Source organism: Bradyrhizobium sp. BLXBL-01, from assembly GCF_051853025.1.
In the GTDB taxonomy this organism is placed as follows: domain Bacteria; phylum Pseudomonadota; class Alphaproteobacteria; order Rhizobiales; family Xanthobacteraceae; genus Bradyrhizobium.
In genome coordinates, this window is the sequence record NZ_CP182471.1 from 4148136 (window position 1) to 4168528 (window position 20393).

Annotated in this window: 21 protein-coding genes; 9 read left to right on the forward strand and 12 right to left on the reverse strand. The window is 64.7% G+C overall.

Annotated features, from left to right (window positions below; genetic code table 11):
- Positions 1-160 precede the first annotated feature (160 nt).
- From ACNJYA_RS19280 to ACNJYA_RS19305, 6 genes are all read left to right on the forward strand, one after another.
- Complete coding sequence (locus ACNJYA_RS19280) at positions 161-724, forward strand: hypothetical protein (RefSeq protein WP_439403453.1); 564 nt, start codon at positions 161-163, stop codon at positions 722-724.
- 229 nt (positions 725-953) lie between these two features.
- Positions 954-1544, forward strand: a complete 591-nt coding sequence (locus ACNJYA_RS19285; protein WP_036012463.1) for an ANTAR domain-containing response regulator — start codon at positions 954-956, stop codon at positions 1542-1544.
- Entirely contained in the window at positions 1541-2704 is a 1164-nt protein-coding gene (locus tag ACNJYA_RS19290) for a CmpA/NrtA family ABC transporter substrate-binding protein (protein ID WP_212257113.1), read from the forward strand. The genes ACNJYA_RS19285 and ACNJYA_RS19290 overlap by 4 nt, the downstream gene beginning before the upstream one ends.
- 334 nt (positions 2705-3038) lie before the next feature.
- Positions 3039-4820: a NirA family protein gene (locus ACNJYA_RS19295; RefSeq protein WP_439400551.1), complete on the forward strand. Its 1782-nt coding sequence runs from the start codon at positions 3039-3041 to the stop codon at positions 4818-4820.
- The gene (locus ACNJYA_RS19300) at positions 4817-6421 is read left to right on the forward strand and encodes a sulfite reductase subunit alpha (protein ID WP_439400552.1); all 1605 of its coding nucleotides are present in this window, start codon (positions 4817-4819) and stop codon (positions 6419-6421) included. Before ACNJYA_RS19295 ends, ACNJYA_RS19300 begins: the two co-directional genes overlap by 4 nt.
- A gap of 335 nt (positions 6422-6756) precedes the next feature.
- Complete coding sequence (locus ACNJYA_RS19305) at positions 6757-6909, forward strand: hypothetical protein (protein WP_036028094.1); 153 nt, start codon at positions 6757-6759, stop codon at positions 6907-6909.
- Positions 6910-7017: 108 nt separating this feature from the next.
- Here ACNJYA_RS19305 and ACNJYA_RS19310 read toward each other — a convergent pair whose 3' ends face one another.
- From ACNJYA_RS19310 to ACNJYA_RS19320, 3 genes are read right to left on the reverse strand one after another with little or no spacing between them, the layout of a single operon-like run.
- Positions 7018-7788: a LamB/YcsF family protein gene (locus ACNJYA_RS19310; protein ID WP_439400553.1), complete on the reverse strand. Its 771-nt coding sequence runs from the start codon at positions 7786-7788 to the stop codon at positions 7018-7020.
- 32 nt (positions 7789-7820) lie between these two features.
- The gene (locus tag ACNJYA_RS19315) at positions 7821-8858 is read right to left on the reverse strand and encodes a biotin-dependent carboxyltransferase family protein (protein ID WP_212257110.1); all 1038 of its coding nucleotides are present in this window, start codon (positions 8856-8858) and stop codon (positions 7821-7823) included.
- Positions 8855-9586: a 5-oxoprolinase subunit B family protein gene (locus ACNJYA_RS19320; protein ID WP_212257109.1), complete on the reverse strand. Its 732-nt coding sequence runs from the start codon at positions 9584-9586 to the stop codon at positions 8855-8857. The genes ACNJYA_RS19315 and ACNJYA_RS19320 overlap by 4 nt, the downstream gene beginning before the upstream one ends.
- 258 nt (positions 9587-9844) lie before the next feature.
- Between ACNJYA_RS19320 and ACNJYA_RS19325 the strand changes: the two genes are divergently transcribed.
- Together ACNJYA_RS19325 and ACNJYA_RS19330 are read left to right on the forward strand one after the other, a co-directional pair.
- A complete protein-coding gene (locus ACNJYA_RS19325) occupies positions 9845-10543 on the forward strand; it encodes a ribonuclease activity regulator RraA (protein ID WP_439400554.1) in 699 nt (232 codons plus the stop codon).
- A 23-nt stretch (positions 10544-10566) separates the two neighbouring features.
- Complete coding sequence (locus ACNJYA_RS19330) at positions 10567-10971, forward strand: (R)-mandelonitrile lyase (protein WP_036012436.1); 405 nt, start codon at positions 10567-10569, stop codon at positions 10969-10971.
- Between the two features lie 141 nt (positions 10972-11112).
- On the opposite strand, the gene ACNJYA_RS19335 is transcribed toward ACNJYA_RS19330, so the two are convergent.
- The 3 genes from ACNJYA_RS19335 to ACNJYA_RS19345 all read right to left on the reverse strand — a co-directional run bounded on the left by ACNJYA_RS19335 (position 11113) and on the right by ACNJYA_RS19345 (position 13462).
- Complete coding sequence (locus ACNJYA_RS19335) at positions 11113-11469, reverse strand: hypothetical protein (protein WP_260379192.1); 357 nt, start codon at positions 11467-11469, stop codon at positions 11113-11115.
- A 170-nt stretch (positions 11470-11639) separates the two neighbouring features.
- Positions 11640-12503 (reverse strand): DUF2147 domain-containing protein, encoded by an 864-nt coding sequence (locus ACNJYA_RS19340; protein WP_439400555.1) that lies wholly within the window; start codon positions 12501-12503, stop codon positions 11640-11642.
- 167 nt (positions 12504-12670) lie between these two features.
- Positions 12671-13462, reverse strand: coding sequence for a transporter substrate-binding domain-containing protein (locus tag ACNJYA_RS19345; RefSeq protein WP_172789615.1), 792 nt, complete (start codon positions 13460-13462; stop codon positions 12671-12673).
- Between the two features lie 116 nt (positions 13463-13578).
- On the opposite strand from ACNJYA_RS19345, the gene ACNJYA_RS19350 reads away from it, so the two are divergent.
- Positions 13579-14076 (forward strand): DUF1993 domain-containing protein, encoded by a 498-nt coding sequence (locus tag ACNJYA_RS19350; RefSeq protein ID WP_439403454.1) that lies wholly within the window; start codon positions 13579-13581, stop codon positions 14074-14076.
- A 179-nt stretch (positions 14077-14255) separates the two neighbouring features.
- Here ACNJYA_RS19350 and ACNJYA_RS19355 read toward each other — a convergent pair whose 3' ends face one another.
- The 6 genes from ACNJYA_RS19355 to ACNJYA_RS19380 form a co-directional block, all read right to left on the reverse strand.
- Positions 14256-14747 carry a hypothetical protein gene (locus ACNJYA_RS19355; RefSeq protein ID WP_172789616.1) on the reverse strand — a complete coding sequence of 164 codons (492 nt, stop codon included), beginning with the start codon at positions 14745-14747 and terminating at the stop codon, positions 14256-14258.
- Between the two features lie 167 nt (positions 14748-14914).
- The gene (locus ACNJYA_RS19360) at positions 14915-15904 is read right to left on the reverse strand and encodes a hydroxyacid dehydrogenase (RefSeq protein ID WP_439400556.1); all 990 of its coding nucleotides are present in this window, start codon (positions 15902-15904) and stop codon (positions 14915-14917) included.
- A gap of 31 nt (positions 15905-15935) precedes the next feature.
- The gene (locus tag ACNJYA_RS19365) at positions 15936-17036 is read right to left on the reverse strand and encodes an ABC transporter ATP-binding protein (RefSeq protein WP_439400557.1); all 1101 of its coding nucleotides are present in this window, start codon (positions 17034-17036) and stop codon (positions 15936-15938) included.
- 20 nt (positions 17037-17056) lie between these two features.
- Positions 17057-17968, reverse strand: a complete 912-nt coding sequence (locus ACNJYA_RS19370) for a carbohydrate ABC transporter permease (RefSeq protein WP_439400558.1) — start codon at positions 17966-17968, stop codon at positions 17057-17059.
- Positions 17968-18906: a carbohydrate ABC transporter permease gene (locus tag ACNJYA_RS19375; protein WP_172789619.1), complete on the reverse strand. Its 939-nt coding sequence runs from the start codon at positions 18904-18906 to the stop codon at positions 17968-17970. The genes ACNJYA_RS19370 and ACNJYA_RS19375 overlap by 1 nt, the downstream gene beginning before the upstream one ends.
- Before the next feature lie 125 nt (positions 18907-19031).
- A complete protein-coding gene (locus ACNJYA_RS19380; RefSeq protein ID WP_172789620.1) occupies positions 19032-20372 on the reverse strand; it encodes an ABC transporter substrate-binding protein in 1341 nt (446 codons plus the stop codon).
- Positions 20373-20393: the final 21 nt, after the last annotated feature.

Sequence of the window (20393 nt, forward strand, 5' to 3'; positions counted from 1 at the left end):
GATCGGCCAGTCACCAGGGAAGGTATGGACTGACCAAGGGTTCCTAGGCTGGAAGCTCATTGAGATCGAGCCGCGTGGAGGGATCCGAGGTGAATTGCTCGAACGTGCCCGTTTTGGTTGTTGTCCTGTTTCTTGCTTGATTTCACGGAGCTTAACCGCGATGCGCCGTTTCATCTTTGGCTTTGCTTTGGTTACCGTTTCCTATTGTGCGATGTTTCCGGCGCGAGCCGAAGTCGACAAGATCATCCATGTCTGCGATCGGCAGAAACGAATGTGTCCGGAATTCAGGCCACGCGTGAAGGCACCTGATGGGTGGATGAGGGACGAGGCCGCGAGCCTCAAGTACGGCGCCTCGATGTTCGTGCCCAACGGGAAGACTTTCGGCAAGGCCGAAGTGATCATCTATGCCGAAGGCCGCTACAACAAGGAGCAGACCGAATTGGTTCAATGGGTCGCAACGAGCGATAAGGATTGGGCGACGACATCCGGCAAGAATGCCAAGATCGCCACGCTTCCCTCGGTCAACCCCAAGGTCATCATCAACCGCTACGACAATCCGTCCCTGAAGGACCAGCCGGTTGAAGTGATCGCGCATTACGCCGATCTCGACCAGGACGGCAATTCCTACGTCGTGCGGCTAGCGGTCTCCGGCCGCAACGAGACGGCGGTGCTGGCCGCCGTGCCACTTATCGAAAAGATGATCGCTGGCGCGAAGATTCCGTGAGAGCGTAAGCGGAGATGGCAGCTGCCGTCGGGAGTCGGCGGCCTCGAAAGTTTACATTCGTTGCCTCACGCGCACCCGAGTGACACGAAGCTGACCTTGGGCGCAGCCGTCTGATCCATATCTGATCTGCCTGATTGACCGGCCTGTGCTAGTTCCAATTGCCCATAATTACAACCCTTTGCAGGGCGTTCCGGCGTGCTATGGATGAATCACCTGCCGTGAGTGAGCCATGAGCGCCGAACAGTCGCCCAAAATCGTGATCGTCGACGAAAGCCCGATCCGGGCTGCGATCCTGGAGGAGGGGTTGCGGGAGGCCGGATTCACCCAGGTCGTCCATATCAGCGAGATGCAGAGCCTCTTGGCCCGTATTTATGCGGCGGACCCCGACATCATCGTGATCGATCTCGAAAACCCCAGCCGCGACGTGCTGGAGGCGATGTTCCAGGTCAGCCGCGCGGTGAAGCGGCCGGTCGCGATGTTCGTCGACCAGAGCGATTCAGCCTCGATCCAGGCCTCGGTCGAGGCGGGGGTGTCGGCCTATATCGTCGACGGGCTGAAGAAGGAGCGCATCAAGCCGATCCTCGACCTCTGCGTGTCCCGCTTCAACGCCTTCGCCAAGCTCCAGGAGGAGCTGGAGCGCACCAAATCGCAACTCGAGGACCGCAAGATCATTGAACGCGCCAAGGGCATCCTGATGAAGGTGAAGGGCCTGACTGAGGACGAGGCCTATGTGCTGCTGCGTTCCACCGCGATGCGCGAGAAGAAGAAAATCGGCGAGATCGCGCAGTCGATCATCACCGCGTCGGAGATGCTGAAATGACTGCTACCCTCCGCATCGGGTTCATTCCGCTGGTCGATGCTGCCGCGCTGATCGTCGCCGTCGACAAGGGCTTTGCCGCCACTGAAGGGCTCGATGTCGAGCTGGTGCGCGAGGTCTCCTGGTCGAACGTCCGCGACAAGCTCAATATCGGCCTGTTCGATGCGGCGCATCTGCTGGCGCCGGTCGCGATCGCGTCCTCGCTCGGACTCGGTCACGTCAAGGTGCCGATCGCCGCACCCTTCAATCTCGGCATCAACGGCAACGCCATCACGGTGTCGCCTGCGCTTCATGCCGCGCTGATGGAGGAGATCGACGGCGATCGCTTCGATCCGATGGCGACGGCGAAAGCGCTGGCGAAGGTCGTTGCCAAGCGCCGCAAGGCCGGTGCGGAGCCGCTGACCTTCGGCATGACCTTCCCGTTCTCCACCCACAATTATCAATTGCGGTTCTGGATGGCTGCGGCGGGCGTCGATCCCGACGAGGATGTGCGCCTCGTGGTGCTGCCGCCGCCCTATATGGTCGACAGTCTCAAGAACGGCCATGTCGATGCGTTCTGCGTCGGCGCGCCCTGGAACTCGGTCGCGGTCGATCTCGGCATCGGCCACATCCTGCACTTCGTCTCCGACATCCTGGTCCGGGCAGCGGAGAAGGTGCTGGCGGTCCGCCAGACCTGGGCCGACAAGAACCCGGATGTGGTCGCAGCCCTGGTGCGGGCCGCCGTGAAGGCCGCCGAGTTCATCGAGCATCCCGAGAACCGGACCGAGGCGGCGCAAATCCTGGCGCAGCCGGAACGGATCGGCGTCGACGCCGAGGTCATCCAGCGCACTCTCACCGGGCGCCTGAAGATCTCGCCCGACGGCACCTTCCGCGAAAGCAGCCGCTACCTGCTGGTCGGACGCGAAGGGGCAGGGCGCCCCGATCCGGTCCAGGCCGCCTGGCTCTATGCGCAGATGGTGCGCTGGGGCCAGACGGCGCTCACCCCCGACGGCGTCAAGACGGCGATGGCGGTGTTCAGGCCCGATCTCTACGACGCGGCGCTCGGCAACAAGGCGCCGGCCGAGGCTCCCGCAGCGTTCGGCGCCTTCGCCGGGCCGACTTTCGACCCGGCCGATATCCGCGGACATCTCGAGGCCTTCGGGGTCGGACGCTGGAAAGCCTGATTCGAAATTGCTTCGGTTTTGAGCATGTGAGTTGGTTGGCTAATGTTTGAGCTGAGTGCTCGAATTTCGGGTGAGTTCCCGCGCCGGCATTTGCCGTCCCTCGTTATAACCATCTGAAAATTCATGATTTTCGATTTCCGCCAAGCTGGCACGCAACTTGAATGTTGCACTGCGGCCAGCTTGTCATAGGTGCCTGCTGAGCCAAGTCCCGCAGCAACGAAGCTGATCGGACCGTGGGTGACGAAGCCGGCTCCTGAGCCAGCCTGATGTTCCTCGCGGGTCGCGCAATCCGTCGAAGCCACCGAAGGTGGCCGCAGGAGCTTCGTTACCGACCATGAAAATCGATACGCTCTCAGTCGACTTTACCGACGAGCAGAAACGCTATCTCGAAGGCTTCACGACCGGCCTGCAGATCAGCCGCGTCGGCCGCGGCCTTGGTGGCAGCAGCAGCAAGGCGAATGCCGAGCCTGTTGGTCCCGATGCCGCGCACCTCAAGGCGCAGGACAAGGTCATCGCATCGGGCAAGAAGCTCGCCGACCAGGAGAAGTTCAAGCGCGACGAGCATCCCTTCGATGCCTATCCGCGGCTGCGCCAGCAGGCCCTCGACAACAACCCGCCGAGCCCGGCAGACAATTTCCGCTGGCGCTATTACGGCATCTTCTACGTTGCCCCGACGCAGGACTCCTACATGTGCCGCCTGCGCATCCCGAACGGCATCATGAAGCATTGGCAGCTGTCGGGCCTTGCCGATCTCGCCGACGAGCTCTGCGGCCCCTACAGCCACGTCACGACGCGCGCCAATCTCCAGCTGCGCGAGATTCCGCCGAAGCACGCGATCAGAATGATCGAGGGCATCCAGGAGCTCGGCCTGTGCTCGCGCGGCTCCGGCGCCGACAACATCCGCAACGTGACGGGAACGCCGACCGCCGGCATCGATCCGCAGGAGATCATCGACACGCGGTCCTATGCGCGCGAGTGGCACTACCACATCCTCAACGATCGCTCGCTCTACGGCCTGCCGCGCAAGTTCAACGTCGCCTTCGACGGCGCCGGCAGGATTGCGGTGCTGGAAGAGACCAACGATATCGCCTTCACGGCCTATGAGGTGAAGGACGGCTTCGGCGTCGAGCCGGGCGTCTGGTTTCGGCTCGGCCTCGGCGGCATCACCGGCCACAAGGATTTTGCGAAATATTCCGGCATCATCGTCAGGCCGGAGCAGGCGACCGCAATTGCCGACGCCATCGTGCGCGTGTTCATCGAGCATGGCGACCGCACCAACCGCAACAAGGCGCGACTGAAATACGTGCTCGACGCGATGGGCCATGACGGCTTTCTCAAGCTGGTCGAGGAGCGATTGAAGACGCCGTTCACGCGCGTGCCGGAAGAGGCTTTCGCGCCGCGCCCCGCCGCGGACCGCATGGCCCATATCGGCGTGCACAAGCAGAAGCAGGACGGCCTCAACTGGATCGGCGTATCGCTGACGCTCGGCAAGCTCACCTCCGATCAGATGCGGGGCCTTGCCAAGGTCGCGCAGGATCTCGGTGACGGCGAGATCCGGCTCACGGTCTGGCAGAACCTCTTGATATCAGGCGTGCGCGACGAGAATGTCGAGCTCGCCATTGCCGCCATCAAGCAGATCGGGCTCGCGGTCGAGGCCTCGCACATCCGCGCCGGCCTGATTGCGTGCACCGGCAATGCCGGCTGCCGTTTCGCGGCGTCCAACACCAAGCGGAATGCCGCCGAGATCGGTGATTGGTGCGAGCCGCGCGTCGCCATGGACAAGCCGGTCAACATCCATTTGACCGGCTGCCATCATTCCTGCGCGCAGCATTACATCAGCGACATCGGCCTGATCGGCGCACGCGTGCCCGTGAACGAGGAGGACACGGTCGAGGGCTATCATCTCTTCACCGGCGGCGGGTTCGGCCCCGACGCCGACGTCGGGCAGGAGGTCTATCACGACCTCAAGGCCGAGGACGCGCCGAAGACGGTCGAGGCGCTGCTCAAGGCCTATCTCGCCCATCGCGCCTCGCCCGATGAAACCTTCCTCGCCTTCGCGCGCCGCCACGACGGCGAAGCGCTGCGCAAGCTTGCCGATGCACAGGTGTCCGCATGAACCAGATCACGCCGCCGCCGAAACTCGACATCATTCCCGCCAGCGCGCCGTTCTCCGACGCGCAGCGCTCCTGGCTCAACGGCTTCTTTGCCGGACTGCTCTCGCCTGATGTCGCGACGCCCCTGTCAGCAGAGCAGGGCGCCGCGGTCATGCCGGCCGGCGACGGCGACGACGGCGAAGCGCCGTGGCACGACCAGTCCATGCCGATCGCCGAGCGGATGAAGCTTGCGGAAGGCCGTCCCCTGCGCCGCAAGATGATGGCGGCGATGGCACAGCAGGATTGCGGCCAGTGCGGCTACAATTGCCACGATTATTCGGAGGCGATCGCGAGCCGCAACGAGGCGCGGCTCAATCTCTGCGTCCCCGGCGGCAAGGAAACCGCGCGGATGCTGAAGTCGCTGTACGAGGAGCTCGACAAGGCGCCTGCCGCCAAAACCGCCGACAAGCCCGATGCTCCGGCGCCGGCCGTGACCGTGACGATCGCAGAGCCCGGCCGCTCGCGCGACAATCCGATCCAGGCGACGTTCCTGTCGCGCCGTCTTCTCAACAAGGGCAAGTCGGAGAAGGAAACCTATCACATCGAGTTCGATCTCTCCGAGAGCAAGCTCGACTATGTCGTCGGTGATTCCTTCGGCGTGTTCCCGCGCAACGACGTCGGCCTCGTCGACCAGGTCATCGCGCTGCTCGGTGCCTCCCACACGACCAAAGTCAATGGCAAGACGCTGCGCGAGGTGCTGATCGACGACGTCTCGCTGTCGCCGGCGCCCGACACGCTGTTCGAGCTGATCTCCTTCATCACCGGCGGCGCGGCCCGCGAGAAGGCGCGGGCGCTGGCGCAGGGCGAGGATCCCGATGGCGATTCCGCGACCCTCGACGTGATGGCGGCGCTGCAGAAGTTTTCCGGCACGCGGCCGCATCCCGAGGCCTTCGTCGAGGCACTGGAGCCGCTGCAGCCGCGGCTCTACTCGATCTCGTCCTCGCACAATGCGACGCCGGGAAAGCTGTCACTCACGGTGGACTCGGTGCGCTACGTCATCGGCAAGCGCAAGCGGCTCGGCGTTGCCTCGACCTTCCTCGGCGAGCGGATCAACGAGGGCGAGAAGCTCAAGGTCTATGTGCAGAAGGCGCACAATTTCGGCCTGCCGCAGGATCCGAAGACGCCGATCATCATGGTCGGTCCCGGCACCGGCATCGCGCCGTTCCGCGCCTTCCTGTTCGACCGCAAGGCGACCGGCGCGCCCGGCAAGAACTGGCTGTTCTTCGGCCATCAGCGCAGCGATTGCGACTTCTTCTATCAGGACGAGCTCAACGCGATGAAGACCTCCGGGCTTCTGACGCGGCTGTCGCTGGCCTGGTCGCGCGACGGCGAGAAGAAGTTCTACGTGCAGGACCGCATGCGCGAGGTCGGCCGCGAATTGTGGACCTGGCTCGCCGAAGGCGCACATCTCTATATCTGCGGCGATGCCAAGCGCATGGCCAAGGACGTCGAGCGCGCGCTGGTCGACATCGTCGCGCAGTTCGGGGCACGTTCGACCGATGAGGCCGTCAGTTTCGTCGCCGAGCTCAAGAAGAGCGGCCGCTTCCAGGCCGACGTGTACTGAGCTTCAGCTAGACCGGGACGAGGAAATTCGTTTCGATTTGCTCGGTTCTGTAGGGTGGGCAAAGGCGCGCCCTTCGCGCGCCGGGCCCACCGTCCCGAAGTGGTGGGCACGCTTTGCTTTGCCCACCCTACGAGAGCTGTCATCCCAGCGTCATCCAGCGGGTTCCAATTGGCTCGGATTTGAACGAATAAGGTTCTCCGAACCCGGCGGTGAAGAGAATTTGCATCTGCGATGTGGCGCTATCAGAGAAGGCGCATCGCTATTTCCGCCACCATCTTGCCTCCCGCCCTGGTTGATCCTTCATACTCCCGCAAATGGGGCGTTGGAGATCGACCATGCGCGAACTATCGGCGGAAGCCAGGCTGCACTTCTACGCGCGCTCGCTCTCGCGCCGGACCGGGGCGAGCATGCACCACGTTGCGATGTACAGCGCGTTTGCGGTGATCGCGGCGATCGTGTTCGGGACGCTCTCGGTGCATCCGTTTTAACGTGTCTGCGTAGGGTGGGTTAGCCGAAGGCGTAACCCACCACTTGTATGGCTGCAGCAGAAGAGGTGGATTACGCTTCGCTAATCCACCCTACAACACCGAGCCCGCTCACGCCCTGCGCTTGAACGGCGCCACCTCGATCCGCGCAGCCTTCAACGCCTGACGCACACCGCGCGCGATCTCGACCGCGCCGGGCGTATCGCCGTGGATGCAGACCGTGTCCGTGCGCATCTTGATGACCTTGCCTGTTACCGACACCACCGCGCCGTCCTGCACCATGCGCACCACGCGCTCGGCGATCGCCTTGGCGTCGTGCAGCACCGCGCCGGGCTTCTTGCGCGAGACCAGGTTGCCGTCGTCCTCATAGGCGCGATCGGCGAACACCTCGTGCACCATCGGCAGGTTGGCCTCCTCGCCGGCCTTCACCAGCTTCGAATTGGCGAGCACGACGAAGATCAGGCTGGGATCCACCGCCTTGATGCCGGCGGCGATCGCCTTCGCCGTCATGTCGTCCTCGCAGGCGACGTTGGAGAGCGCGCCGTGCGCCTTCACGTGGGTGACCTTGTGGCCGGCCGCGGTGGCGATCGCCTGCAACGCGCCGATCTGGTAGGCGACGAGGTTCTCGATCTCGGAGGCCTTGAGCCCTGCGATCGGATGCCGGCCGAAGCCGTGCAGGTCGCGATAACCGGGATGCGCGCCGACCGAGACGCCGCGCGCCTTCGCAAGCTCCACCGTCCGGCGCATGATGTCGGGGTCGCCGGCATGGAAGCCGCAGGCGACGTTGACCGAGCTTGCGAGCTCGATCATGGCGGCGTCGTTGCCCATCTCCCAGGCGCCAAAACCTTCGCCGAGGTCGCAATTCAGATCGACTGTTTTCATGGGTTGCTCTCCGCCTCTGGTCTTGTTGTCGCTTACGGCTCCGCCGTGACCTGCCACGTCCCGGCATCGACCGCGCTGACCGCATAGCCGGCCACGTTAGCATCGCTGAGCGCCTCAATGTTGAGTGCAACGGTGTCGGAAGAGCGCAGGCGATCGGGCAGGCTGCGGATCGCTTGCGCGAACTTGCGCGCTTCGTCCTGCGCTTCGGCCATGCTGACCGCCTTGAAGCGGAACGCGGTTCCAGCCGAGGTCTGGGCGAGGCGGCCGATGTCGGCCGTGATCACGGTGGCGATCTTCGGATAGCCGCCGGAGGTGCCGCGATCCATCATCAGCGCGATCGGCGCGCCGTTGCCGGGCACCTGGATGCTGCCGTTCACCGTGCCGTCGGAGACGATGTTGTGGCCGTGCAGATGCTTGATCGCGGGGCCCTCGAGCCGGTAGCCCATGCGGTCTGAGGTCGCCGAGATCTTCCACTCGCTACTTAAGAACAGCGCCTTGTTGGCGTCGTCGAACTCGTCGTCCTGAGGACCCAGCAGCACGCGGATCGGACCTGCCGCCGGCTGCGGCAGCTCGATGCGCAGCTCCGGTGCACCGCTCGCGGCATCGACAGTGAACTCGTCACCGGCCTGGAGTGGGCGCGGGTAGGGGCTGCCGAGGCCGGCGCGGGCGTTCACCGCGAGACTGCCGAACACCTTCTCGCCTCTGATGGCGCCTTCGATCGCCAGATAGGTGAAGGCGCCGCCGCGGGCGAAGCCGAGCGTCAGCGTCTGGCCGTCCTTCAGTGTCACCGAGGTGTCCATCGCGACCGGGCTGCCGGCGACGTCCGCATTGCGCGGCGCGCCCGATATCGCCACGCGCACGGCGCCGTCGCGGGCGGTGAAGGAGGCGCCGAACGGGCCGATCTCGATGGCGGCCGCGAACGGCTCGTTGCCGACCAGCGTGTTCGCCGCCGCAAGCGACAACCGGTCCATCGCCCCGCTCACCGTCAAGCCATAGCGCTGCGCGCCGTGGCGACCGCCGTCCTGGACCGAGCTGGCAGGGCCGATGCTGGCAACGACGAGCCGGCTCATGCGTCCACCTGCTCGGCGACGATCTCGCCGGCTTCCGCGGCGCGGTCCATGTCCTCGAACGTCTTGTGGTCGATGGCGTAGAACGTGACGCGGTCACCGGGCTCGGTGAGGAAGGTCGGATCGCGGTGGAGCTGATAGGTTCGGACCGGGGTGCGGCCGAGCAGGTGCCAGCCGCTCGGGGCGGCGAGGCACTGGATGCCGGCCTGGATGCCGCCGATCGAGATCGTGCCGGCCGGCGTCAGCAGCCGCGGCGACTGCCGCCGCGACATGTGCAGGAATTTGTCGAGGCCGCTGAGATAGGACCAGCCCGGCGTGAAGCCGATCATGGCAACCTTGTAATCGCCGCCCGAATGCCTGATGACGATGTCATCCGGCGTGGTGCCCAGCGTCTTGGCGACGTCCTCGAGGTCGATGCCGTGCTCGCCGCCATAGGCGACGGGCACGCGCCAGCGGCGCGCTTTGGTGACCGGCGGCAGCGGCCGGGTGGCGATGGGGAGGATCTTTTCGCCAAGCGCATCGAAGCCGATCTTGCCGGGATCGTAATGGATCAGCAGCGAGCGATAGGTCGGTACGGTCTCGGTGATGCCGTCGATGGGCGCAGCTAGCAGGGCCTTGTCGAGCGCCAGGACGCGCTGGTTGGCATCATCGTCGATGGTGCGGCTGAACTCGACCGTGACGGCACTGTCGCCACTGGGCAGAAGGCGGGGCGGGGGAAGCGTCGCGGCCATTGAGCTGTCAGTGCGCTGTCGAAATCGGGCTTCTCAGGAACGCGGGCTCGACCTTGAGTTCCGCTTGTCCCTGCTTCGCGTAAATGTGCCCGCAAGTCCAATAAATTAATCCAAGGGCGCGCGATAAACCCTTGTTATCGCGTCGCATAACAGCTCGGCGCGCCTTGCGTAATTGCCAGCCTCTTGGCCCTTGACGCAAAGCTCGCGGCTCGCAAGATGCGCGCGTTCTTTCCCGCACCTCGGAGCTCGTTCTCGTCCATGTCGCTGTCCCCCGAAGCCCGCAAGACCCTCGCCGGCATCACCACCGCCACCATCACCACGGTCCTGCTGAAGAAGGGCCTGCGCAATGTGTGGATGCGCGGCGCGCGTCCGCTGCGCCCCGGTTTGCCGCGGCTGGTGGGACCGGCCTTCACGCTGCGCTTCGTGCCGGCGCGCGAGGATCTGGCGACGCCGGAATCCTGGTCGTCGCCGATCTCGACCCGCACCGCGATCGAGGCGATGCCGGAGGGCTGCATCGCCGTGGTCGATGCCATGGGCATCACCGATGCCGGCATCTTCGGCGACATCTTGTGCGCCCGCATGGTCAAGCGCGGCGTCACCGCGCTCGTCACCGACGGCGTGGTGCGCGACGTCGAGGGCGTGCTCGGCACCAATTTGCCGTTGTGGTGCGACGGCTATGCCGCGCCGCCATCGGTTGCGGGCCTCACCTTCGTCGGCTGGGGCGAGCCGATCGGCTGCGGCGGCGTTGCCGTTTTCCCGAACGACATCGTGGTCGCCGACCAGGACGGCTGCGTGCTGATCCCGCAGGCGATGCTCGAACATGTCCTCAATGAGGGCGTCGAGCAGGAGCGGATGGAAGCCTGGATCGTGAATGAGGTGAACAACGGCGCGGTGCTGCCCGGCCTCTATCCCATGAACGCCGAAACCAAGGCGCGCTACGCCGCCAGCAAGAAGTAACGGATAAGGAAACGAGGACTCTCATGGACATCACGCTCGCCGGCACGCGGCCGACCCGCCGCGCGCCGAAGGAACATTTCACCGGCACCGTGTGGCAGGACCCCATCAACATGGCCCCGGCGCCTGCGCGGCTGAACGTCTCGCGCGTCGCATTCGAGCCGGGCGCACGCACCAACTGGCACCACCATCCGCTCGGGCAGACGCTCTACGTCATCTCGGGCGTAGGCCGCGTTCAGACCAAGGGCGGCCCGGTCCAGGAAATCCGTCCCGGCGACACCGTCTGGATTCCGCCGGGTGAAGTGCACTGGCACGGCGCCTCGCCGACCAACGGCATGTGCCACATCGCCATGCAGGAAGCGCTCGACGGCGTCTATTCGACCTGGCTGGAGCCGGTCACGGACGCGGAGTACGGCGCGGCGGTCGGCTGACGCTCTCGTGTCCCGGACAAGACGCATCGCCCAAGGCGATGCGGCGCCGAGCCGGGGCCCAGAGTCTTCCAGCGACTGAGATGCTGGGTCCCGGCTCAGCGGCGCAGCGTTACACGCTGCACCGCGTCCGGGACACGGCACCTACATGCGCTCCGCCGTCCAGGTGCCCGTGCACATCGCTCCGCGCCAGGTGCCCGAGCCGGACGCGCCGCTGAGCCGGCCGAAGCCGACGGCGCGCTTGATGCCGGTGCTCAAGGTGACGTTGACGTTGCCGGCCTCGGCGACGCGGCCCGACGCCGACACTGCGGCGCTGCTCGATGCGATCTGACCGTTGTTGATCCCGATCGCGACCGTCGCGCCGTTGCCGCAAGCCTGGCTCGATGAGACAATGCGGACATTCCATGCGCCGTCGAAGCTGCTCGTCGCAGCGCCTGCCTGTGTGAGCGGGAAGACGATGGCGACAATGGTAGCGAAGAGGCCCTTGCGAAATCCCGTCATGACACGCCCCTGCGATTGATGATGCGGGGATCGTGACATCGACGAGGAACCGGCGATGTGAGGGCTGTCACGCGAGCAGCAGGCTCTGTGAGATAGCGCACGTCGCCGCGGACAAAGCAAAGGGGCCCGGATCGCGGGCCCCTTTTTTGGTCGGCGCGCCGGAGCCGAACTCAGTTCACCCGCGTCCAGGTCTGGCCGCCGCAGAACATGCCGCCGAAGGCGCAGCCCTGAACGCGCAGACGGTCGGTGCCCTTCATGGCAATCGTCGAATCGTAGGTCGAGCCCGAGTTGGGATCGAGGATGCGGCCGGACCATTTCTGGTCCTTGCCGGGCTTCATGTTGATCAGCACCTGCTCGCCGTTCTGGTTCGACTTGCTGTCGACCGAATAGCCGCAGAGGTTGGTGCCGCATTGCTCGATGCGGACCTTGCCTTCCTTCTCCTCGGTAAGCCACATGCCGACCGGCGAATTGAGGTCGCGCGTCGGCGCAGCCGCCGGAGCAGGGGGCGCGACGGCAGCCTGAACGGGAGCGGGGGCAGGCGCCGCGGCGGGCGGCGGAGGCGGCGCCGGCGGAGCGGCAGCCACGGTCGGGGCGGGCGGCGGGGCCACGGCGGGCGCGGCGGCCTGCTGCTCGGCCGGAGCAGGGGCCGGAGGCGGAGCAGGCGGCGGCGCAACGGCGGTTTGGGCCGGCGTGGTGGCGGCGGTCGTGGCCGGCGGGGGAGCCGGCGGAGCAGGAGGCGGTGCGACGGCGGCAGAAGCGGGCGCCTGTACGGCTGCGGGCGGCGCAGCAGGAGCGGGAGCTGGTGCCGGAGCAGCCGGCGCTTGCGGGTCGACCGTGGCCTGCTGCGGCGCCGTCTCGTTCTTCTTGGCCTTCTTGGGCTTGCTCTGGCCGGTGTTGTCGTAGACGCCGGGGATCTGCACCGTGCCGCGATCGGGATCGATGCGGATGGTGTGCCCGCCATATTCGAACGTGTACTGTGCCTGCGCGGCGGTGCTCGCCAAAAGGAATGCGGCCGTGGCCAACAGCTTCCTCATTTCCGTCTCCTGAACAGGTGGTCCCGCACCGACGCTTACGCGCCGGCTCGCTTGCAAAAAGTGATCTAGATCACTGTCGTTGCTGTGAGTCGTCTTCCGGCGGTTCCGGGTTCAATAGGCCCGGAGCGGGTCCAAAGTTTGGCCGGGCAAGCGACAGGAGGACGCGCCTAATCGAACCAGGCCGCGTAGATCTTCTTGTAGGTGCCGTCTTCCATCGCAATGTGCAGCCACTGGTCGACGAAGGCCTTGAGCGCCATGTCGCGCTGGATCCAATAGGCCTTCTCCGAAAAATCGAACGGCTTTTCCGGATGCACCGCGCAGAGCACGCCGGCGTGCTGCTTCTGCTGGTAGCGTGTCTCGGAGGCGTCCGTCATCATCAGATCGGCATTGCCCTTGGCGATCTCGTCGAAGATCACGGTATTGTCTGGGAAGACGGTGATCTCGGCCTCCTTGATGTTGGCGCGGGCGAAGCGTTCGTTGGTGCCGCCGGGATTGACGATGATGCGGGTGCCCTTCTTGTCGATGTCGGGCAGCGTCTGGTACTTGCCGACATCGGCGCAGCGCGCGATCGGCGTCTTGCCCTCGCGCATGATCGGTGTGGAGAAGAGGCCTTTCTTCTGGCGATCGAGCGTCACCGACACGCCGCCCATGGCGATGTCGAACTGGTCGGATTCGAAATCCTTCATCAGCTTCGGCCAGGCCGTCGGCACGAATTCGACCTTGACTCCGAGCGCCTTGCCGAGCGCTTCCGCCATGTCGACGTCGAAGCCGGAGAAACGCTGCGTGGTCTTGTCCAGATAGGTGAACGGCTTGTAGTCGCCGGTCATGCCGACGCGCAAGCTGCCGCGCTTGACGATCTCGTCGAGACGCGAGGGCGCCTGCTGCGCTTGGGCCGAAAGGCTCGCCAGCAACATCACGGCCAAGGCCGCCAAGACTCGAACGGATATTCGGACCATCATCTCTTTTCCACCCCTGCGCGAGCTGTCATTGTACAGCCGTTCGGACGTGGATTTAGACCAGATGCCCGTCGCTGGCGAGGCAGAAATCGAAGGGAATCCTTGAGGTGACGATTTCGATGTACGAGGTCTCCGTCGGCCTGTTCGTGCCCAATTTGCGCAACCTGTCGGCACTGCTCGACAAGGGCGTCGCTTATGCCCAGGCCCGCAAGTTCGATCCGGCGATTCTGCTCGGCATGCGCCTTGCGCCCAACATGTACGATCTGGCGCAGCAGGTCGGCGAGGCCTGCCGCCATGCCACGGTCGCGCCGGCTCTGCTGGCGCAGTGCGAGCCGGTCGCGCTGCCCGCGCTGGAGCACGACATGGCCGGGCTGCAGGCGCGCATCGCAACGTCGATCGAGTTCATCGAGAGCCTGCCGCGCGCGGAGATCGATGCGGCGGCGGAACGGAATGTCTTCTTCAGATTGAAGAACGGCACCGAGCTGCCGTTCACCGGGCGGGCGCTGCTGCTGACGTTCAGCGTCCCGCAATTCTTCTTCCACGTCACCACCGCCTACGACCTTTTGCGGCACGCCGGCGTCGAGCTCGTGAAGAAGGATTATCTGGGGAGGAAGTAGCGACAGGCTCGATGTCCACCTCTCCCCAGCGGGGAGAGGTCGGATTGCGTAAGCAATCCGGGTGAGGGGCCGCAATGCACAGTAAGACCTTAACCCCTCACCCGGATCGCATCTTCGATGCGCTCCGACCTCTCCCCACGCGAGAGGTGAAGAGAGACCTGGTGTGAAAGCCAGCTGGCCTACGCTTCGCCCTTGCGCTCGTAGTCAGCAAGCGAGCTGCGGCCGGCGATCTCGCTGCGCAGCTCTTCGAAGCGCCTGTTCGCCTCGTCTTCCTGGGTGTCGACGAAACGCACCGCGGCCTCGCTTGTCATGGGACCGCTGACCACGGGCGCGGACTGCTCGCCGATGGTCTCGTGGACGTAGTACTGCCCGTCATCGCCGCGATGGACCGTCCACTTCAGACGGATCGCGACCATGGGTCCCGGACCGACCTTGCTGTAGCCGTCGGCATCGGTGTGCTCGGGCACCAGCGGCTGCTCCTCGACCACGGGATGCTCGTCGATCACCGGATGCTCGTCCACGATCGGCGGCTCGTCAGAGGCGACGTGCTCACGCTCTCCGGCGACCACGATTTCGGTCTCGGTCTGGCGAATGACGAGAACGGGCTCGGGGTTCTCCAGAATGCTGGCGATGGTCGCCAACGCGTGGTCGGTCGGGTCGATCTCTGACAAGGGTCCATCCTCCAGCTCGCCGCGCCGGCCAGTCTGTCCCACCGCCGCCGCGTTTCAAGCCCATTACGCGCGTTTGATTAAGGCTGAGTTGGGGCTCGATCTGCACCAAAATGGGACGCTTTCTGGCGTTCCGAAGGCGGGCGGATGAGCCGCCCGCCATCGCGACGTCAGCCCAGCACATCCTGGTTGATGACGTTCTGCCTGATCGGATCGCCGTCCAGCACGCTCAGGATATTGCGCGCGGTCTGCTCGCTCATGCGGTTCACCGCCTCGACCGTGACGCCGGCGACGTGCGGGGCCATGATGACGTTGGGCAGCGCAAACAGCGCGTTGCTGACCGGCGGCGGCTCCACCTCGAACACGTCGATGCCGGCGCCGGCGAGCTTTCCGGATTTCAGTGCGTCATAGAGCGCCGTTTCCTTCACGATGCCGCCGCGCGCGGTATTGATGAGGTAGGATCTATGCTTCATGCGGCCGATCCTGTCGGCATCGAACAGGCCGACGGTCTCCGCCGTCTTCGGGCAGTGGATGGTGACGAAATCGGCGTGTGGCAGTGCGGCGTCGAGGTCGGTGACCGGCTCGCATCCGGCGGCCTTGATGTCGGCGGCTGCCTTGTAGGGATCATAGACCTGCACCTTCATCTCGAATGCCAGACAGCGCTTGGCAGTGCGGCTGCCGATGCGGCCGAAGCCGATGATCAGCACGGTCTTGCCGTAGAGGTCGAACGGCAGCATGCCGAGGCGATCAGCCCAGGTGCCTTCCTTGACGCAGGAATGCAGCTCCTGTGCGCGCTTGGCCAGCGTCAGCATCATGAACAGCGCCGCCTCCGCAACCGAGGGCGAGTTGGCGCTGCCGGCGACCATCAGCGGCACCTTGCGGCGGGAGAGGGCGGGCACGTCGACGGCGTCGTAGCCGACGCCGATGCGGGTCACCACCTTCATGTCGCGGGCGGCCTCGAGCTCGGTCTCGCCGAAGGCGGTGGCGCCGAGTGCCACGCCATGAACCGGCGCATGGCTCTTTAGCAAGGCCTCGAAATCCCTCGCCGAGATCAGGTTCGGAAACTCGATGAGCTCGATATCATCCCGCTGGGTGAGGAGGGCACGTGCCCCTTGCGATAAGGTTTGTGTAACGAAAATCTTCTTCTTGTTGGTCGCCATCGCCCCCTGCCTGCGCTTTTTTAAGGCGGCGTCACAGCACGACGCCGGTCTCCTCATTTAGCAGGTGCATGTTGTTGAGGTCCATCGCCAGGCGCATGGGTGCCCCGTCCTTGGCGCCGGCATTGGGATCGACGCGGCCGCAGACCGGCGTGCCGTCGAGCCCGAAATAGACCAGCGTCTCCATCCCCATCGGCTCGGTGACGTCGAGCACGGTGTCGAACGTCTCGACCCCCGGCGCAAGATGCGCATGCGACTCGGTAAGATGCTCGGGCCGGATGCCGAGCAGCAGCTTGTCGGTGCGCGACAGCGCGTTGTAGCGCGCGGCGCGGGCCGGCGGCAGCGCGAAGGCGATGCGGTCGGTGAGGCGGAGCTGAAGCGTGCCGCCGACATCCTCGAGCCGGCACGGGATGAAGTTCATCGCGGGCGAGCCGATGAAGCCCGCCACGAAGCGCGTCGCCGGCTTGTGATAGAGCTCGTTCGGCGTGCCGATCTGCTCGATCTTGCCCTTGTTCATGACGACGACGCGATCGGCCAGCGTCATCGCCTCGACCTGGTCGTGGGTGACGTAGACCGTGGTGGTGCGCACCTTCTGGTGCACCTTCTTGATCTCGATCCGCATCTGAACGCGCAGCTTGGCGTCGAGGTTGGACAGCGGCTCGTCGAACAGGAAGACCTTGGGATTGCGCACGATGGCGCGGCCCATGGCGACGCGCTGGCGCTGGCCGCCGGAGAGCTGCTTCGGCTTGCGGTCGATCAGGTCGGTGATGTCGAGAAGCCGGGCGGCTTCGGTCACCCGGGCCTTGATCTCGGCCTTGGGGTAGTGCTTGAGGCGCAGCCCGAACGACATGTTCTCGGCGACCGTCATGTGCGGATACAGCGCGTAGTTCTGGAACACCATGGCGATGTCGCGGTCCTTCGGCGGCACGTCGTTGACGACGTCGCCGCCGATCATGATGTCGCCGTCGCTGATGTCCTCGAGGCCCGCGATCATGCGCAGCGTGGTCGACTTGCCGCAGCCGGAGGGGCCGACCAGCACGATGAACTCATGGTCGGCGATGTCGAGGTCGATGCCGCGCACGGCTTCGACATCGTCGTAACGCTTGACAACCTTCCGCAAAGCAACGTCAGCCATCGAACTTCAGCTCCTCGTCATCAACCCTTTGTCGCGCCGGCGGTCAGGCCGGCAATGTAGTAGTCCATCAGGAATGCGTAGATGATCAGCGGCGGCGCGGCGCCGAGCAGCGCGCCGGTCATGATCTGTCCCCAGTTGAAGACGTCGCCCTTGATCAGGGTGGTGGTGATGCCCACCGGCAGCACGAGCTGGTCGACCGACGTCGTGAACACCAGGGGATAGAGGAACTGCGCCCAGGACACCGTGAAGGCGAAGATGGTCGCGGCGATCAGCCCGGGCAGCGCCACCGGGATGAAGATCCGTGTCAGCGTCTGCAGCCAGGAGGCGCCGTCGATCAGCGCGGCTTCATCGAGCTCCTTCGGGATCGAGGCGAAATAGCCGATCATGATCCAGGTGCAGAACGGCACCGTCAGGGTCGGATAGATGAACAGCAGCACGTACCATCTGTTGAGCAGCGTGATGCCGGTGTAGTCCTGGACCAACGCCAGCATCTTGAACAGCGGGATGAACAACAGGCTGTCCGGGATGAGGTAGGTGAGGAAGACGCCGGTTGCCAGCGTCGTCGAGCCCCAGAACTTCATGCGTGCCAGCGCGAATGCCGCGGGAACGCTGATCAGCATGGTCACGAGGACGACGGCGAGCGATACGATCGACGAATTCCAGAAGAAGCGCAGGAACTGGTTGGAGGTCAGGAGCTCGACATAGTTCGACAAGGTGGGGTGAAACACCCACCAGGGATTGGTCGCCGCCGATATCTCCGCGCTGCTCTTGAGCGAGGTGATCAGCATGTAGATCGGCGGCGTCAGGAAGAAGATCGCGAACAGCACCAGGAAGAAATAGGACCAGCCCAGCGCCCAGGCGCGGTCCCGGCTCATGCTGCCATACTTGACCTTGCGCGACGGTCCGGCCTTGTCGATTGCAAGCGTGCTCATCAGGCTTCATTCCCGCGTTTGGAGACATCGCGCAGGATGAAAATCGCTGCGATGGCGAGGATCGGCACCATGAACAGCGAGACGCTGGCGCCGAGCGGAATGTCGCTGCCTTCGATGCCGACCTTGAAAGCCCAGGTGGCGAAGATATGCGTCTGGTCGAGCGGGCCGCCCGAGGTCAGGATGCGGACGATGTCGAAATTGGCGAAGGTCACGATCAGCGAGAACAGCGCCGTGATCGCGATGATGTTCCGCATCATCGGCAGCGTAATGTACCAGATCTTCTGCCACCAATTGGCGCCGTCGATCGCCGCGGCCTCGTAGAGCTGGTCCGGCACCGATTTCAGCGCGGCCAGATACATGATCATGAAGAACGGCGCGCCGTACCAGATGTTGACGAGGATGACGGAAAAGCGCGCCCAGACATTGTCGCCGAGCCAGTTGATCGGGCCGATGCCGAAGAACGAGAGCGTGTAGTTGAAGGCGCTGTAGGAGGGGTCGAACAGCCACAGCCAGGCCAGCGTGCTCATCGCCGGCGGGATCACCCAGGGCACCAGCAGCATGCCGCGCCATTTGCGCTGCCCCTTGGCCGGAATGTTGTGCACGAAATGGGCGACGATGAATCCGATCAGCGCCTTGAAGAACACGGCCGTGACGGCAAAGATGCAGGATTGCTTCACCACCATCCAGAAGGTGTCGCGCTTGAACAGGAACAGGAAGTTGCCGAAACCGACGAACTTCTGCATCGACTTGTTCAGCGTCGCAAGATGGACGGAGTAGACGGCGGGATAGAGCACCAGAAGTGCTATCAGCAGGATCAGCGGCAGCGTCAGGAAGAACGCGACCGTCGATTTTCGTCCCAGGACATTGCGAAGGCTGGCCGGCTTGCGCGCGCGCGCCGCACGGACCGCTTGACCTTGCTCAACGACGACATCGGCCATGGCGTAGCTTTCTCGGAAATTGTCGACTGGCGAAGCCGGCCCGGTCGGCCGGCTTCCTCGATTGGCGGCACGCGATGCGTGGCGGCTCACGCCTCGAGCGTGAACCGCCTGGCACACGCCCGGCATCAACTCCGCATGAAGCCCTCGCACTCGCCTTCGGCCCAGGCGAGCGTGGCCTCCATCTTTTCGCCCTGCGCATAGCGCAGCGCCATCTTGGTCAACGTCGCCTGGAAGTAGATCTGCTGCGCGATCTTGGGCGGCGCCGGAGACGCCGCGATCGACAGCGTCTGATGATTGTTGGGATTCGGATAGTGATACAGCGTCCCCTTCGGCGGCGCTTCCTCGGCCCAGGTCTTCAGCGTCGTCATGTTGGCGTAGGCGGGCAGATCGTAGCCGCCGCTCGCCGCGACGAACTTTTCGATCGACGACGGCTGCGACAGGTAGGTGAGGAGGCTCTTGGCCGCTTCCTTGTTCTTGCTGAAGCTCCAGAGACCCCAGAAGTACGGCAGGTAGGGTGCGAAGCGGCCCTTGGGCCCGGACGGCATGCCGTGGGTCCAGCACTGCTCGGCGATCTGCGGCGCGTCGCGCCTGGCGACCGCCCAGGCGCTCGGCGGATTCAGGATCATCGCGCCGCGGCCCGAGATCAGCCATTTGTTGTTGGAGGCATCGTCCCAGGACGGAGCGTCCGGCGGCAGGAAGGCGATCAGCTTCTTGTAATATTCGAGCGCCTGACGAACGGCATCGGTCTTCACCGTGACGTCGCCCTTGGCGTTGACGAGCTCGGCACCGAACGACTGGAAGATCGCGCCTGCGGTGTCGACGCTGTCAGTGGTTTCGCCGAGGCCGATCCCGAATGGCACGCCGCCCTTGTGGCAGGCCTCGGCCGCCTTGAGGAAGGTCTCCAACGTCCAATTGTCCGCCTTTGCGGGCGCGCCGGCAGGGTACAATTCCTGCACGTCGATGCCGGCATGCTTCTTCATCAGATCGATGCGTGAGCAGGGCCCCTTGATCTGGCTTCCCGGGATTGCGGGAACGGCGAGCCACTTGCCGCCGGCCTGGCCGAGATATTTGACGGTGCCGTTGACCTCGCCGTTCTGCTTGATGAGCGGCTCCATGACGTCGTTCACCGGCTCTAGATTTTCAGAGTAGGCGTGCGGCCACCAGGTCGGCATCTGCAGGATGTCGTGGCCGGATTTCGCCTGTGCCTCGGCAGCGACCGTGAGCTGGATCTTGTTGTTGTTGCTGGTGATGTAGTCGATCGAGACGTCGACCTTCTCCTTTTCGCCCCATGCTTTGACCATGGCGGTGGAGGCGTCGTTGGCATTCGGCACCCAATGGTCCCAGAAGCCGATCGATAGCTTGCCGGCGGCGTAAGCGCCCCGGACATAGGGCGCCGAGATCAGCGCCGCGGAGGACATTGCAGTGGCAGCCACAAATTGACGTCGCGTCAGTGTCTTGCGTGACATCTCGTTTCCTCGCTTGGGTGT